Here is a 14797-nt window from a genome sequence, read left to right as displayed (position 1 = left end):
CGCCACCGTCTCATCGCGCGCCCTTCACCACCGCATAACGCTCCAGCGTGCGCTCGCGCGCCAGCTCGTGGCGCACGATGGGCTCCGGGTAGTCGCGCCCGAGCACCAGGCCGGCGGCGACCAGGTCGAGCGGCTTGGCGTCCCACGGCGCGTGCAGCGCGGCGTCGGGCAGGGCGGCGAGCTGCGGCAGGTAGCGGCGGATGAACTTGCCCTGGGCGTCGAACTTCTGGCTCTGGCTCACCGGATTGAAGATGCGGAAGTAGGGCTGGGCGTCGCAGCCGCTGGAGCTGGCCCACTGCCAGCCGCCGTTGTTGGCGGCGAGGTCGTAGTCGTTCAGCTTCTCGGCGAAGTAGCGCTCGCCGCGGCGCCAGTCCAGGCCCAGGTCCTTGCACAGGAAGCTCGCCACCACCATGCGAAGGCGGTTGTGCATGTAGCCGGTCTGGTTGATCTGCAGCATCGCCGCATCGACCAGCGGATAACCGGTGCGACCCTCGCACCAGGCGGCGAACAGCGCGTCGGCGTGCTTGCCGTGCTCCCACTTGATCTTGTCGTACTCGGGCTTGAAGCTGCGGTCGACGACCTGCGGATGGTGGTGCAGCACCTGGTGATAGAAGTCGCGCCAGATCAGCTCCGACAGCCACACCTCGGCGCCACGCGAGCCGGCGCGCGCGCGGTCCCAGGCCAGCCGCGCCAGCTCGCGGATCGACACGGTGCCGAAACGCAGGTGCACGCTCAGGTAGCTGGGGCCCTTGACGGCGGGGAAGTCGCGCGTCTGGTCGTAGCGATCGATGCGTTCGTCGCTGAAGTCTTCCAGCAGCGCGCGGCCGCCGGCGGTACCGGGGGCGAGTTTCAGCGCCGCCAGGTTGGTGGGTTCGAAGCCGATCGTGGCCAGCGACGGCACGCCGGCGGCCTCACCCGCCGGGCGCGGCGCCAGCGCGCCGGCATGTCGGGCCACCGGGTAGGCCTGCAGGTAGAAGGATTCCAGCTTCTTCAGCCAGGCGTTCTTGTAGGGCGTGAACACGCCATAGGGCGTGCCGGCGGCGGTCAGCACCTCGTCGGTGTCGAACACCACCTGGTCCTTGGCCGGGTGGAAGGCGATGCCGGTCTGGGCCAGCGCGCCGCGCACCTGGGCATCGCGCGCGACGGCGGCGGGCTCGTAGTCGGTGTTCGCGTAGACCGCCTGCACATGCAGTGCGGCGGCCAGGCGCGGGATCTCGTCGCGCGCGCGGCCGTGGCGCACGATCAGCCCGACGCCTTCGGTGCCGTGGCTGCGGCCCAGGGTGTGCAGCTGTGCGTCCAGGTCGACCAGGCTGTCGCGGATGAACTCGACGCGGCGGTCGGTGCGCGGCAGCGGGTCCAGGATCTCGGTGTCGAACACGAACGCCACCCAGACCCGCCGCGCGGCGCGCAGTGCGTGGTAGAGCGCGGCATGGTCGTGGGCGCGCAGGTCCCGGCGGCACCACACCAGCGCGGCGTCGAGTGTTTTTACCGGGGCCTTGTCCATGCGCCGGAGTGTGCCCGGTCACTACAATCGCCGCATGGCCTCGGACTCCGCCACCAACCTGACGAATCAGTTCCTGATCGCCATGCCCGGCATGGCCGACGACAACTTCGCCGGCTCGGTGGTCTACCTGTGCGAGCACACCGAGCGCGGCGCGCTCGGGCTGGTGATCAACAAGCCCAGCGACATCAAGCTTGGCCGCCTGTTCGAGAAGGTCGACCTGCCGCTCGACCGCGAGGAGCTGGCCGAGCAGCCGGTCTACATCGGCGGGCCGGTGCAGACCGAGCGCGGCTTCGTGCTGCACGAGCGCGGCGAGGACGACGCGGCCGACATCGACGCCGACGGTGCCACCTACACCTCCTCGCTGCGCATCCCCGGCGGCATGGCCATGACCACCAGCAAGGACGTGCTCGAGGCGCTGGCCAACGGCGCCGGCCCGAAGCGCGTGCTGGTCACGCTGGGCTACGCCGGCTGGAGCGCCGGCCAGCTGGAGGACGAGATCGCCCGCAACGGCTGGATCACCGTCGACGCGCAGCCCGAGGTGATCTTCGAGACGCCGATCGAGCAGCGCTACGACAAGGCGCTGTCGCTGCTGGGCATCGACCCGCGCATGCTGAGCAGTGAAGCGGGCCATGCCTGAGCCGGCCGGCACCCCGCAGCCCCTGCAGACCCTGCTCGCTTTCGATTTCGGCCTCAAGCGCACCGGGGTGGCCGCCGGCAACACGCTGACGCGCAGCGCGCAGCCCTTGCGCACCGTGGCCGCCGAGGGCGACGCGCGCTTCGACGCCATCGCCAGGCTGATCGCCGAATGGCAGCCCGCCGCGCTGGTGGTCGGCGTGCCGTTCCACCCCGACGGCGCGCCGCACGACAATACCCGGCGCGCACAGCGTTTCGCCCGCCAGCTGCACGGCCGCTTCCGGTTGCCGGTGCACGAGGTCGACGAGCGCTGGTCCACCACCGAGGCCCTGGCCGACGGTGCGCGCGACGCCGATGCCGCCGCGGCGGCGATCCTGCTCGAACAGTATTTCCGGGAGCATGAATGACGACCCTGCACCTCGACGCGGAAGCGCTCTACGCCGATCTGCTGACCCGCGTGCGGCCGCTGCTCAAGCCCGACACCGTGCTGGTGGGCATCTGGTCCGGCGGCGCTTGGCTGGCCGAGCGGCTGCAGCGCGACCTGGGACTGGCCGGTCGCCACGGCGTGATCTCGAGCGCGCTGCACCGCGACGACTTCGGCTCGCGCGGCATGAGCGCCACCACCGACGCCACGGCGCTGCCTTTCGAGATCGAGGGCCGCCACATCCTGCTGATCGACGACGTGCTCTACACCGGCCGCACGGTGCGTGCGGTGATCAACGAACTGTTCGACTTCGGCCGGCCGGCCAGTGTCGGCCTGGCGGTGCTGGTCGACCGCGGCGGTCGCGAGCTGCCGATCGAGCCTGCCGTGTCGGCCGCCCGCGTGGTGGTGCCGCGACACCAGCGGTTGGCGCTGGTGCGTGACGAGGCCGGCGGCTTCACCCTCCAACTCGAAAGCGCCTGATGCTGAACAAGCGCAATCCGCAGCTCAACGCCCACGGCGAGCTGATCCACCTGCTGTCGATCGAAGGCCTGCCGAAGGCGGTGCTGACGCAGATCCTCGACACCGCGGGCACCTTCCTGAGCGTCAACGACCGCGAGGTGAAGAAGGTGCCGCTGCTGCGCGGAAAAAGCGTGTTCAACCTGTTCTTCGAGAACAGCACCCGCACCCGCACCACCTTCGAGATCGCCGCCAAGCGCCTGAGCGCCGACGTCATCAACCTCGACATCGCGCGCAGCTCCACCGCCAAGGGCGAGAGCCTGCTCGACACCATCGCCAACCTGTCGGCGATGCATGCCGACATGTTCGTGGTGCGCCACGCCGAGAGCGGCGCGCCCTACCTGATCGCCCAGCACGTGGCACCCCACGTGCACGTGGTCAATGCCGGCGACGGCCGCCATGCGCACCCCACGCAGGGGCTGCTCGACATGTACACGATCCGCCACTACAAGAAGGACTTCAGCAACCTCGTGGTGGCGATCGTCGGCGACATCGTGCACTCGCGCGTCGCGCGTTCCGACATCCACGCGCTCACCACGCTGGGCGCGGCGGAGGTGAGGGCGGTCGGCCCGCGCACCCTGGTGCCGGCCGACCTGAAGCACATGGGCGTGCGCGTCTGCCACGACATGAGCGAGGGCATCCGCGACGCCGACGTGGTGATCATGCTGCGGCTCCAGAACGAACGCATGAGCGGTGCGCTGCTGCCCAGCGCCGGCGAGTACTTCAAGAGCTTCGGCCTCACCGAGGAGAAGCTCGCGCTGGCGAAGCCCGACGCCATCGTGATGCACCCGGGCCCGATCAACCGCGGCGTCGAGATCGACTCGGCGGTGGTCGACGGCCGGCAGAGCGTGATCCTGCCGCAGGTGACCTTCGGCATCGCGGTGCGCATGGCGGTCATGAGCACGATCGCGGGGAACAACGCATGAAGATCCTGATCAGCAACGGCCGCGTGGTCGACCCCGCCTCGGGCCGCGACGGGCCGGCCGACATCGCCATCGCCAATGGGCGCATCCTCGCCATCGGCAAGGTCGCGCCCGACTTCGCCGCCGACCGCACGATCGATGCCGCGGGCATGGTGGTGGCGCCCGGCCTGGTGGACCTGGCGGCGCGCCTGCGCGAGCCCGGCCACGAGCACGAAGGCATGCTCGAGAGCGAGCTCGCGGCCGCGGCCGCCGGCGGCGTGACCAGCCTGGTCTGTCTGCCCGACACCGACCCCACGCTCGACGAGCCCGGGCTGGTGGAGATGCTCAAGTTCCGCGCCCGCAAGCTCAGCCGCTGCCGGCTGTTCCCGCTCGGTGCCCTGACGCGCGGCCTCGCCGGCGAGGTGCTGACCGAGATGGCCGAGCTCACCGAGGCCGGCTGCGTGGGCTTCTCGCAGGCCGATGCGGTGCTGCGCGACACCCAGGTGCTGTCGCGCGCGCTGCAGTACGCGGCCACCTTCGGCTACACGGTGTGGCTGCGCCCGAACGACCCGTGGCTGGGCGGCGGTGTGGCGGCCAGCGGCGCGGTCGCCACGCGGCTGGGTCTGTCGGGCGTGCCGGTCGCGGCCGAGACCATTGCGCTGCACACGCTGTTCGAACTGGTGCGCTCCAGCGGCGCGCGCGTGCACCTGTGCCGGCTGTCCAGCGCGGCCGGCGTGGCGCTGCTGCGGGCGGCCAAGGCCGAGGGGCTGCCGGTCACGGCCGACGTCAGCATCAACTCGCTGCACCTGACCGATGTCGACATCGGCTACTTCAACCCGGCGATGCGCCTCGTGCCGCCGCTGCGCCAGCAGCGCGACCGCGACGCGCTGCGCGCCGGGCTCGCCGACGGCACGATCGACGCACTGGTGTCCGACCACACGCCGGTCGACGAGGACGCCAAGACCCTGCCGTTCGCCGAGGCGGAACCTGGTGCCACCGGCCTGGAACTGCTGCTGAGCCTGGCGCTCAAGTGGGGCGAGGACAGCGGCGCCGGCCTGCACCGCGCGCTGGCCACCGTGAGCTGCGAGCCGGTGCGCGTGCTGGGCGACGCGCTGGGCTCGCTGGCCTCGAGCGCTGGCCGGCTGGTGGAGGGCGGCGTGGCCGATGTCTGCGTGTTCGACCCCGACGCGCGCTGGACGGTCACGCCGGCCGCGCTGCGCAGTCAGGGCAAGCACACGCCGTTCGCCTTCGACACCAGCGGCTTCGAGCTGCCGGGTCGCGTGCGCGCCACGCTGGTGGCCGGGCACGTGGCGCACGAAGCGGCGCGCGACGCGGCATGAGCCGCTGCGTCCTCTTCGCGCTCTGCTGATGGGCCGCCGACTCCGCGCCGCGTGGCGGCTGCTGCGCGTGCTGCTGCACGTGTTGCACGGCGTGGCCATCGTGCTGACGAGCTTCCGGGCGCTGGGCCGCACCGAGCGGCGCGAGCGCGTGCGCTGGTGGGCCGGCAGGATGCTACGCGTCGCGGGCGTCGGCTACCGCAGCAGCGGAGAGCCCTGGCCCGGCGGGGCGCTGCTGGTGGCGAACCACATCTCCTGGCTGGACATCGTGGCGATCCACGCGTTCTGCCCGCAGGCCCGCTTCGTGTCCAAGGCCGACGTCAGGCACTGGCCGCTGCTGAGCCGGCTGACCGAAGCGGCCGACAGCCTCTACCTCGAGCGCGAGCGCAAGCGCGACGCGCTGCGCGTGGTGCACCAGATGGCCGAGGCACTGACGGCCGGCGATACGGTGGCGGTGTTCCCCGAAGGCACCACCGGCGAGGGCCACACGCTGCTGCCGTTTCACGCCAACCTGCTGCAGGCCTCCATCGCCACCGGCACGCCGGTGCAGCCGGTCGCGCTGCGCTATCACGACCGCTTCGATGCGGTCAGCCGGGCGGTGGCCTACGTCGGCGACACCACGCTGGTGCAGAGCCTGTGGTGGGTGGCCTGCGCCGACGACTTGCAGGTGCACGTGCAGTTCCTGGTGCCGCTGGCGAGCGCGCACGCCGAGCGTCGCGCGCTCGCCGAGCGCCTGCGTGCCGCGATCGACGACGCCCTGCAAACGCCACCGACCACGTGACGCTCGGAGTGCGGCTATGTCCGCATTGCCGCACCGCCGTTCGCGCCCTAGCGTTCAGGCACGCTCCGCCATCGACGGCACAGAGAGCGGTCGAACATGGAGGGGTCGCCATGCAGCTGCTGAGACTGGTCGCGCACCACATCAAGGTCGGCGTGCCCTTGCCGTTCGGCGTGCGCAGCGAAGATGCCAAGCTGCTGCTGGCCTGCGGCCAGGTCGTCGCCAGCGAGGCCCAGCTCGAGGCGCTGCTCGATCGCGGCGCCTACGCCGACGTCGAGGAGATCAAGGCCTGGCAGCGCGCCTTGCAGGAGGCGGCCCAGGGCCAGAAGCCGCAGCGCCAGCTCACGCTGTTCGACCACTGGGCGCAGATGAACCGCCGGCTCGACCAGCTGCTGCGCAGCCTGGGCCGTGGCGACGACTTCCCGGCGCTCGTCGACGCCTTCGTCGGCGAGTTCATCGCGCTGGTCGACCGCGATCCCGATGTGGCGATCTACGGCTCGATCCGCCAGGACCCGCGGCGCCTGGCGGAATACGGCGTGGCGCATGCGCTGCACACCGCGCTGGCGGGCCAGCTGATGGCGCGCCGCGCCGGCTGGGCCGAGGAGCGTGTGGAGACGCTGGTGCGGGCGGCGCTGACGATGAACGTCGCCACGCTCGACCTGCAGGGCGCGCTCGCGGTCCAAGGCGAGCGCCCGACGACCGCGCAGCTCGCGCAGATCCGCGCGCACCCGCAACAGGCGGTGGACCGCCTGCGCGCCGCCGGGGTGTGCGACGAGGCCTGGCTGCAGACCGTGCTCGAGCACCACGAGCAGCCCGGCGGCGGCGGCTATCCGCAGGGTCTGGGCGAGGTCTGCGAAGCGGCCGTCGCGCTGCGGCTGGCCGACGTGTTTCTGGCCAAGATCAGCCTGCGCACCGGCCGCGTGCCGCTGTCGATGCAGGAGGCCGCGAAGCAGCTGTTCCAGCAAAGCGGCGGCAGCCCTCTGGCGGCTGCGCTGATCAAGGAATACGGCATCTACCCGCCGGGCGACTTCGTGCGGCTCGCCTCCGGCGAACTGGCGGTCGTCACGCGCCGCGGGCCCAGCGCCCATGCACCGATGGTGGCCGCCATCACCGACCGGGCCGGCCTGCCCACGGTGCGCACCACGCCGCGCGACACCGCCCAGCCGGGCTACCAGATCGCCGGCCGGGCGACCGACCTGCAGCTCGTCCTGCGCGTGGTGCCGGAGCGGCTCTACGGCCTGGTGGGCTGAGGCGCGGCCTCAGCCGTCCGCCTGCAGTGCCGACACCGAGGCCGCCTGCGCGGCGGCATCGGCCCCGCCGAGGTAGTACTTCGACGTCGGCCTCAGGTTGGCATCGAGGTCGTAGACCAGTGGGATGCCGTTCGGGATGTTGACGCCCACGATGTCGGCGTCGGAGATGTTGTTCAGGTGCTTCACCAGCGCGCGGATGCTGTTGCCGTGCGCCACGATCACCAGCCGCTGGCCGGCGGCGATGGCCGGCGCCAGCGTGCCGTACCAGAGCGGCAGCACGCGCGCCACGGTGTCCTTCAGGCACTCGGTCAGCGGCACCTGCGAAGGCGCGAGCTTCGCGTAGCGCACGTCGCCGCGCTCGCTGCGCGGGTCGTTCGCTTCCAGCGGCGGCGGCGGCACGTCGTAGCTGCGGCGCCAGAGCAGCACCTGCTCGTCGCCGAACTGCTTGGCCATGTCGGCCTTGTTCAGACCCTGCAGGCCGCCGTAGTGGCGCTCGTTGAGGCGCCAGTCCTTGATGACCGGCAGCCAGGTGCGGTCCATGCCGTCGAGGCAGTGCCAGGCGGTCCAGATCGCACGCTTGAGCACCGAGGTGTAGACGGTGTCGAAGTCGATGCCGGCCTGCTTCAGCAACCGGCCGGCCTGCTGGGCCTGGGCCACGCCGGTGGGCGTGAGCTCCACGTCGGTCCAGCCGGTGAAGCGGTTCTCGAGGTTCCAGGTCGATTCGCCGTGTCGGATCAGCACGAGTTGGGTCATGAGGCAGGTCGCTGCAGCAAGGGGAGTAGCCGCAGATTCTAGAATCGCTGTCTTTCCGCCTCCCTGACCGCGCCGGCCGCGCGCGCCCCCACCGTGAAGTTTCTCCTCGACAACTGGTATCTGGTCCTCGCTGCGCTCGCCTCCGGCGGCTTCCTGGTGTGGCCGCTGATCGCGCGAGGCAGCGGCCCGAACCGCGTGTCCACCGCCGAGGCGGTGATGCTGATCAACCGCGAGAAGGCGGTGCTGATCGACGTGAGCGAGCCGGCCGAGTACGCCGCCGGCCATGCCAGCAACGCCCGCAACATCCCGCTCGCCGGGCTGGAAAGCGGCGCCAAGGGCCTGCCCACCAACAAGAGCCTGCCGGTGCTGGTGATCTGCCCGACCGGCGCGCGCGCCAGCCGCGCCGTGGCCATGCTGCGCAAGCTCGGCTACGAGAAGGCCAGCGCCGTGATCGGCGGCCTGGCGGCGTGGCGCGAGGCGCAACTGCCGGTGGAGAAGTCGGCGGCCTGAGCCGGCGCTGAACCCTCACCCCAGCCCCTATCGCCCAGATAGCGCCAAATGCCGCGCATTGGTGCGGAAATCAATCCCGCAGCCCGGCAAGGTCGTGTCGATTCCGTGACACTGGCGGCTCGTTCCACCGATTGCCCGCCATGTCGTCGTCCACCGTCAAGATGTTCACCACCCAGGTCTGCCCGTTCTGCATCCGGGCCAAGGCGCTGCTGAAGCAGCGCGGCGTGGAGCAGATCGAGGAGATCCGCATCGACCTCGATCCCGTCCAGCGCGACGCCATGATGCAGGCGACCGGCCGGCGCACCGTGCCGCAGATCTTCATCGGCGATACCCACGTGGGTGGCTGTGACGAACTCATCGCGCTCGACCAGCGCGGTGGCCTGATGCCGCTGCTGCAGCCGCAGTCCCAGGCCTGACGGACGGCTGTCCGGCGGCGCGGCCGGCGCCACCCCGCTGCGACATAATCCGCTGGTTCCATGCCCACGGGCCCGCCGACGTCGACGACGGCGGGCCGTTTGTTTGTTTACGGCCCCTCCAGCCCGCGATGCGCCCCACGGCCCCGCGCGTTCGAGCCGGCCCAGCCCCTGACGGATGCCCACCATGGCCGAGCAAGACTCCAACCCCGTGTTCCAGATCCAGCGCGTCTACCTCAAGGACGTGTCGCTGGAGCAGCCCAATTCGCCGCAGATCCTGCTCGAGCAGTCGCAGCCGCAGGTCGACATCAGCCTGGGCGTCAATGCCGAAACCGTGGCCGATGGCATCTACGAGGTGTCGGTGACCGCCACGGTCACCACCAAGGTCGCCGAGAAGACGCTGTTCCTGTGCGAAGCCAAGCAGGCCGGCATCTTCGAGATCCGCAACCTGCCCGACGGCCAGATCCAGCCGGTGCTGGGCATCGCCTGCCCCGGCATCGTCTACCCCTACCTGCGCGCCACGGTGGCCGACATCATCACCCGCGCCGGCTTCCCGCCGGTGCACCTGGCCGAGGTGAACTTCCAGGCCATGTACGAGGCGCAGCAGGCCGCCGCGCAGCAGCAAGGCGCGGTGAGCAACGGCAACGGCGGCTCGCCGATCATCACCAACGCCTGATCCGCGCAGCGAACCGGGCCTGCGCATGCGCATCACGGTCCTCGGCGCCGGTGCCTGGGGCACGGCGCTCTCCGTCGGCATCGCGCCGCGCCACGACACCCTGCTGTGGGCGCGCGATGCGGCCCAGGCCACGCAGATCGCGGCCACCCGTGACAACCAGCGCTACCTGCCTGGCGTGGTGCTGCCCGCCGCGCTGCGCCTCACGGCCGACCTGAACGCGGCGATCGCGCACGCCCAGGTGGACGGCGGCCTGATCGTCATCGCCACCCCCATGTCGGGCCTGCGCGAGATGCTGGCGTGCTGCGCCGCCAGCGGCGCCGGCCTGTGGTGGCTGTGCAAGGGCTTCGAGGCCGGCACCGGCGCGCTCGGCCACGAGGTGGCGCGCGAAGTGGCGCCGGCCGCCCGGGTGGGCGTGCTGTCGGGCCCGAGCTTCGCGCTCGAGGTGGCGCGCGGTCAGCCCTCTGCGCTGGTGGCCGCCAGCACCGACGAGGCGTTGCGCAACCAGGCCGTCGAGGCCTTCCACAGCGAATCGCTGCGCCTCTACACCTCGGCCGACCCGGTGGGCGTGGAGGTGGGCGGCGCGGTCAAGAACGTCATCGCCATCGCCACCGGCATTGCCGACGGCATGGGCCTGGGCCTCAACGCGCGCGCGGCGCTCGTCACCCGTGGCCTGGCCGAGATCACGCGCCTGGGCACGGCCCTGGGCGCGCGCGTCGACACCTTCATGGGCCTCAGCGGCCTGGGCGATCTGGTGCTCACCGCCACCGGCGACCTGTCGCGCAACCGCCAGGTCGGCCTGCAGCTCGCCCAGGGCCGCTCGCTGCCCGAGGTGCTGGCTGCGCTGGGCCACGTGGCAGAAGGCGTCTACAGCGCCGCCACCGTGCTGGCGCGCGCGCAGGCGCTGGGCGTCGACATGCCCATCACCGCCGCCGTGGTGGCCGTGCTCGACGGCCGGCTGACGCCGGCGCAGGCGCTGGAGCGGTTGATGCGAAGGCAGGCGAGGGCCGAGGCCGGCGGCACGGGCTGACGCCGCAAACCTTGGCGCATCAACGTGTTGTCGTAGTCGCCGGGAGAAACGCACAGTCACGGTTGACACGTTTGTGCGGTGCAGCAGATGCGTAAACTGCATCGATGAATCCACTCATCGCTTCTGCTGCGCCGGTCGGTCCTGCCGCGCTGCCATCGGGTGCTTTCTCTCGGTGGCGGCGGCCTTGGCTCGGCCTGATGCTGGTTGTTGTTGTCGCGTGCATTCAACCTCCGGTGTCGGCGCAGTCGGCCGACGCGTCCCGCGGCGTCGGCGCGCCCGCGGCCACTGCGCCTGGCCCCCGGCCCTATCCCACCGAAGCAGCCCGATGGCCCGGCAGGGGAGTCGTGCGCGTCTTCGGTTGGATGACGGATAACCGGCGCGAGTTCTGGCTTCGGCGGGAACAGGAGCAGGGCAGTGTCGTGTTCGCCGGCGATTCGTTGACGGCGGGCTGGACCTCGTTGAAGAAGGACTTCCCGTCGGTGCCGACGGCCAATCGTGGCATCGGCGGGGACGTCAGTCGCGGGCTGCTGTTCCGCTTCGAGCAGGACGTGCTCGAACTCCACCCGAAAGCGATCGTTCTGCTGATCGGAACCAACGACCTCAGTGCACAGCAGCGGCCGGCGGACACGCTCTCCAACATCGCGGCGATGGTGAGCATGGCGCGGCAGCGCAATGCCGGCGTCCCGATCGTCTTGTGCACGCTGCCACCACGCGCGCACGCCCAGGCACCCGTCGAGCCGGCAAGGCTCGCAGAACTCAACGCGGGCATCAAGGCGATGGCGGCCCCCGAGCGCGGCGTGGCGGTCGTCGACCTGTTCGACGCCTTCACCGGACGCGACGGTTCGATCGAGTTTCGCTACTTGGCGCCGGATCGTCTGCACCTCTCCGCTGAAGGCTACGCAAGATGGGGAAGCGTCCTCGCGCCCGTGCTCGCGATGCTTCAAACGGGCTGAGGCCCCTGACCACGCCGTGACCGAGTCCACACCCCGTCGTTCCCCGCACGACTCCATGAACGCCAACACCCTCGAGCGCCGCGCGACATCCGTCCCGGCCTTGTCCGGCGCAGCCAGCGCCTACCTTGACGCCTTGCGGGCGATCGCGGCGAATCTGGTCGTTGTCTCGCACATCGTGCTGATCCACTTCAACGGCAGCATTCGGTATGGCGGCGGCAGCATCGCGGTGTCGCTGTTCTTCCTGCTGTCGGGCTTCCTGATCACGCAGTCGATGCTGAACTGGCAAAAGAGGCCCGGGCCGCGGTTGCCGGGCTTTCTTGCCGATCGCGTCGCGCGAATCATCACGCCCTATGTGCCGGCGCTGCTGCTCATTACCGCGGCCAATGTCCTGTTCATCACCACCAAATGGGGCGCGCCGGAGATCAACACCGGCGTGCGACCGTTCGTGGGCAATCTGCTGATGCTCCAGGATCACAGCGCATTCCAGTTCCTCGAGATGCTGCGCTTCGACATTCCGTGGCGTATCCGCCCCTACAACACCGCGGAGCCCTTCTGGACGGTGTCCATCGAGCTGTGGATCTACGTCTCGGTGGGCCTGTTCTTCTTCTGCGTGCTGTGCCGCGAGCCCGTTCGCCGCCGCTACCTATGGCCCTTGGTGGCGTTGAGTCTCCCCGTCGTCATCTGGAACGCGGCCGCAGGTGGTGGAAAGTCCCTGACGCTGATCTGGCTGCTCGGCGCGGTGGCCGGGTGCGCACTCGCTCGGTTGACGTCGGGCGGCGACCGACGCACCGGATGGATGGCGTTCTGGCTGGTGACGTTCGGCGCGGCGGGACTGGTCGGCCGTGCAGCGAAAGTCGGCTTCGACGGCTACGATCTGCAGACGGTGGCGCTGATCGCGATCGTCGTCTTCGGCGTGCTGATCGGTCTGGCCAATGTGAGGTCGGTGCCGCCGCTGCTGGAGCGCGCTTGCCGCTTCTTCGCGTCCTACAGCTACAGCCTCTACCTCATCCACAACACGGTGCTGATCGTCGTGTGGGAACTGACCCGCGATGCAGCACCGCGTTGGGTGTCGATCCTTTCCGGCGTGCTGCTGTCCCACGTGGTGGCCTATCTGCTTTACCTCGCGTTCGAGCGTCACTATCGGCACGTGGCCCGCTGGTTGAGACCACGGTTCGAGCGGGCGCTGGTCCCGAAGCGTGCCGAACCCGGCGCGGCGTCGGCGCTGCCGGCCACCTCGACGTCGCGCCCCTGAAACACGCGCCGCAGCCGTTCAGAGGGCCGATTTCTGCGCGGTCAGGAAGAAACCCACAGTCACGCTCGTCACATTTGTTGCATCGCAACAAGTGCGTAAACTCGAACGATGAGAACACCTTGGTTCGCATCGGCTTGCCGTGCCTCGCCATCCTTCGGCGCGGCTCGCAACGCGGAGGCCGGATGACGCGCGCCGAGCGCCTGGCGGTGGTGTCCGGCGGCCTTGCTGCGCCGGCGGATCGGAGCTCGCTGATCGCACGCGCCTGGCTCGCTCCGGCGCTGCTGGCCTTGGGCCTGCTGTTGCTGTACGTGCCCACCTTCGTCGGCCTGGCGCAAGGCCTGTGGCAGACCGGAACGCACTCGCACGGACCGGTGGTGCTGGGTGTCGTCGTGTGGTTGTTCTTCCGCCAGTTCAGGGCCGAGGGTGCATCACGGACGCAACCCGCCGCGTCCGCCGATCTGCGCCCCCGCACCGGCTGGTCGCTGCTGGTCCTGGGCCTGCTGGTGTATGTGGTCGGCCGGTCGCAGTCGTTTCCGGTGCTGGAGGTGGCCTCGCTGCTGCCGGTGCTGCTGGGCGGTTCGCTGCTGCTGCTGGGCGCCGCGGTCACACGGCGGATGGGGTTTGCCTTCTTCTTCCTCTGCTTCCTGATTCCCTTGCCCGGCTCGGTGGTCGACGCCATCACCCAGCCGCTGAAGATCGCGGTGTCCTATGTCGTCGAGCACCTGCTGCACGCGGCCGGCTACCCCATCGCCCGTGCCGGCGTGGTGCTGACGGTCGGCCAGTACAAGCTGCAGGTGGCCGATGCCTGCTCGGGCCTGAACTCGCTGTTCATGCTCGAGGCCTTCGGGCTGCTCTACCTCAACGTGGTGCGCCACGCGTCGGCGCTGCGCAACGCCTTGCTCGCGGTGCTGATCGTGCCGATCTCGTTCGCCTCCAACGTGCTGCGCGTCGTGGTGTTGGTGCTGATCACCTACCACTTCGGCGACGCCGCGGGGCAAGGCTTCATCCACGGCTTCTCGGGCATGGTGCTGTTCGCCGCCGCACTGTGCATGACGGTGCTGGCCGACACGTTGCTGCGCCGTCTTCCCGCGCTGCCCGGCTTCCGGCGCGAGGTGCTGCGATGAGTGCGGCCACGACAACGGCGCCCGCAGGCCCGCGGCCGGGTCTGCCCTGGCGCTCGAGCCTGGCGGTCTTCCTGCTGATGCTGATGGCCGCCGTGGCGGCCTGGATGCTCACGCCGAGATTGCCGCCTGCGCCGAACGGCGCAGAACCGCTGCCGCGGCTCGAAGTGGCTGTGCCCTCGGTCATCGGCGAGTGGCAGCTGGTGCCGTCGCTGCACGAGCAGGTCGACCTCGCCGTCGATGGCGACGGCGAGCGACTCATCAGCCAGCCCTACGACCAGACCTTGCTGCGCACCTACCAGAACGCTCGCGGCGAGCAGATCCTGCTGGCCGTGGCCTACACCCGGCAGCAGAGCCAGGAGGTCAAGGTCCACCGGCCCGAGGTCTGCTACACCGCGGTCGGCTTCGAGGTGCTGTCGCTCGATCCGGCCCGGCTGGATGTGGCGGCGGCAGGCACGCCACCGGTCGATGGCATGCGCATGGTGGCGCGCAGCGTGCACCACACCGAGGCCGTGAGCTACTGGATCCGCATGGGCAGCATCTACAGCCAGAACGCCGTCGACACGCGCCTGCACCTGCTCGCCGAGGGCCTGCAGGGCCGGCTGCGCGACGGCGCGCTGGTGCGCGCCTCTCGCGTCATCGCCGATCCGGCCGAAGCGCCGGCTGCCTATCCGCAGGTCGAAGGTTTCCTGGCCGAGTTCGCTGCCGCACTGACGCCCGACGCGCGTGCGCTTCTACTGTTGTAGTC

General features: G+C 70.4%; 17 protein-coding genes. 15 read left to right on the top strand and 2 right to left on the bottom strand.

Annotated elements, in window-relative coordinates; genetic code table 11:
- Window positions 1-10: 10 nt before the first annotated feature.
- Window positions 11-1504 carry a deoxyribodipyrimidine photo-lyase gene (locus tag ASC67_RS19260; RefSeq protein WP_056325940.1) on the bottom strand — a complete coding sequence of 498 codons (1494 nt, stop codon included), beginning with the start codon at window positions 1502-1504 and terminating at the stop codon, window positions 11-13.
- Between the two features lie 34 nt (window positions 1505-1538).
- On the opposite strand from ASC67_RS19260, the gene ASC67_RS19255 reads away from it, so the two are divergent.
- The 7 genes from ASC67_RS19255 (at window position 1539) to ASC67_RS19225 (ending at window position 7344) form a co-directional block, all read left to right on the top strand.
- Window positions 1539-2141 (top strand): YqgE/AlgH family protein, encoded by a 603-nt coding sequence (locus ASC67_RS19255; protein ID WP_056325937.1) that lies wholly within the window; start codon window positions 1539-1541, stop codon window positions 2139-2141.
- Complete coding sequence (gene ruvX / locus ASC67_RS19250) at window positions 2134-2544, top strand: Holliday junction resolvase RuvX (protein ID WP_056325934.1); 411 nt, start codon at window positions 2134-2136, stop codon at window positions 2542-2544. The genes ASC67_RS19255 and ruvX overlap by 8 nt, the downstream gene beginning before the upstream one ends.
- Entirely contained in the window at window positions 2541-3041 is a 501-nt protein-coding gene (gene pyrR / locus ASC67_RS19245; RefSeq protein ID WP_056325931.1) for a bifunctional pyr operon transcriptional regulator/uracil phosphoribosyltransferase PyrR, read from the top strand. Before ruvX ends, pyrR begins: the two co-directional genes overlap by 4 nt.
- Complete coding sequence (locus ASC67_RS19240) at window positions 3041-4003, top strand: aspartate carbamoyltransferase catalytic subunit (protein WP_056325928.1); 963 nt, start codon at window positions 3041-3043, stop codon at window positions 4001-4003. The genes pyrR and ASC67_RS19240 overlap by 1 nt, the downstream gene beginning before the upstream one ends.
- Window positions 4000-5319: a dihydroorotase gene (locus ASC67_RS19235; protein ID WP_056325925.1), complete on the top strand. Its 1320-nt coding sequence runs from the start codon at window positions 4000-4002 to the stop codon at window positions 5317-5319. The genes ASC67_RS19240 and ASC67_RS19235 overlap by 4 nt, the downstream gene beginning before the upstream one ends.
- 28 nt (window positions 5320-5347) lie before the next feature.
- Entirely contained in the window at window positions 5348-6097 is a 750-nt protein-coding gene (locus tag ASC67_RS19230; RefSeq protein ID WP_056325923.1) for a 1-acyl-sn-glycerol-3-phosphate acyltransferase, read from the top strand.
- A 110-nt stretch (window positions 6098-6207) separates the two neighbouring features.
- A complete protein-coding gene (locus ASC67_RS19225; protein WP_056325920.1) occupies window positions 6208-7344 on the top strand; it encodes an HD-GYP domain-containing protein in 1137 nt (378 codons plus the stop codon).
- Window positions 7345-7353: 9 nt separating this feature from the next.
- On the opposite strand, the gene gpmA is transcribed toward ASC67_RS19225, so the two are convergent.
- Window positions 7354-8097 carry a 2,3-diphosphoglycerate-dependent phosphoglycerate mutase gene (gene gpmA, locus ASC67_RS19220; RefSeq protein ID WP_056325918.1) on the bottom strand — a complete coding sequence of 248 codons (744 nt, stop codon included), beginning with the start codon at window positions 8095-8097 and terminating at the stop codon, window positions 7354-7356.
- 93 nt (window positions 8098-8190) lie between these two features.
- On the opposite strand from gpmA, the gene ASC67_RS19215 reads away from it, so the two are divergent.
- The 8 genes from ASC67_RS19215 to ASC67_RS19180 all read left to right on the top strand — a co-directional run bounded on the left by ASC67_RS19215 (window position 8191) and on the right by ASC67_RS19180 (window position 14795).
- Window positions 8191-8607, top strand: coding sequence for a rhodanese-like domain-containing protein (locus ASC67_RS19215; RefSeq protein ID WP_056325914.1), 417 nt, complete (start codon window positions 8191-8193; stop codon window positions 8605-8607).
- Window positions 8608-8747: 140 nt separating this feature from the next.
- On the top strand, window positions 8748-9023 hold the full coding sequence (gene grxC, locus ASC67_RS19210) for a glutaredoxin 3 (RefSeq protein WP_056325911.1): 276 nt from the start codon (window positions 8748-8750) through the stop codon (window positions 9021-9023).
- A 184-nt stretch (window positions 9024-9207) separates the two neighbouring features.
- Window positions 9208-9696, top strand: a complete 489-nt coding sequence (gene secB, locus ASC67_RS19205; RefSeq protein WP_056325908.1) for a protein-export chaperone SecB — start codon at window positions 9208-9210, stop codon at window positions 9694-9696.
- 25 nt (window positions 9697-9721) lie between these two features.
- On the top strand, window positions 9722-10723 hold the full coding sequence (locus ASC67_RS19200) for an NAD(P)H-dependent glycerol-3-phosphate dehydrogenase (protein WP_056325906.1): 1002 nt from the start codon (window positions 9722-9724) through the stop codon (window positions 10721-10723).
- Between the two features lie 104 nt (window positions 10724-10827).
- The gene (locus ASC67_RS19195) at window positions 10828-11676 is read left to right on the top strand and encodes a GDSL-type esterase/lipase family protein (RefSeq protein ID WP_082536129.1); all 849 of its coding nucleotides are present in this window, start codon (window positions 10828-10830) and stop codon (window positions 11674-11676) included.
- 55 nt (window positions 11677-11731) lie between these two features.
- Window positions 11732-12928, top strand: a complete 1197-nt coding sequence (locus ASC67_RS19190; RefSeq protein ID WP_056325900.1) for an acyltransferase — start codon at window positions 11732-11734, stop codon at window positions 12926-12928.
- A 182-nt stretch (window positions 12929-13110) separates the two neighbouring features.
- Window positions 13111-14052: an exosortase B gene (xrtB, locus tag ASC67_RS19185; RefSeq protein WP_082536128.1), complete on the top strand. Its 942-nt coding sequence runs from the start codon at window positions 13111-13113 to the stop codon at window positions 14050-14052.
- Window positions 14049-14795, top strand: a complete 747-nt coding sequence (locus ASC67_RS19180) for an exosortase C-terminal domain/associated protein EpsI (RefSeq protein WP_056325898.1) — start codon at window positions 14049-14051, stop codon at window positions 14793-14795. The genes xrtB and ASC67_RS19180 overlap by 4 nt, the downstream gene beginning before the upstream one ends.
- Window positions 14796-14797 lie beyond the last annotated feature (2 nt).

It is taken from the genome of Methylibium sp. Root1272, assembly GCF_001425905.1.
GTDB lineage: Bacteria > Pseudomonadota > Gammaproteobacteria > Burkholderiales > Burkholderiaceae_C > Methylibium.
Note: the sequence above shows the minus strand (reverse complement) of the source record. Positions and strands in the feature narration are given on the sequence as shown.